We start from the raw sequence: 285 nt of genomic DNA, 5'->3' as shown, positions 1-285 counted from the left end.
TCGGGCTCGCTCACCGTTGGGATCAGCGACGCCAGTGTTCCAGGTAAGACCTTCGAAAACCTGGAACTCGGCGGCTCGGCTACCGTGCAGATCGCTGATACCGAAAGTGAGGTTGTCGCCACCCTTACCGCCGACAAAACCACTGTGTCCGAGGGCGGCGAGATCACCTATACCGTTACGCTGACCAATGCCCAGGGTCTGGACGTCAAAGGCCACAATGGCCTGGTCTTCACGCTCTCGGACGGCACAAAAGTTACCGTTCCGGCGGGCAGCGCCACCGGCACC

1 protein-coding gene is annotated in these 285 nt (G+C 61.1%); it reads left to right on the top strand.

Annotated features, from left to right (window positions below; translation table 11 throughout):
• A partial coding sequence (locus tag HU729_RS25615) for an immunoglobulin-like domain-containing protein (protein ID WP_186711933.1) occupies positions 1-285 on the top strand: 285 nt, incomplete at both ends.

Source organism: Pseudomonas sp. RW10S2 (assembly GCF_014268985.1).
GTDB lineage: Bacteria > Pseudomonadota > Gammaproteobacteria > Pseudomonadales > Pseudomonadaceae > Aquipseudomonas > Aquipseudomonas wayambapalatensis.
Note: the sequence above shows the minus strand (reverse complement) of the source record. Positions and strands in the feature narration are given on the sequence as shown.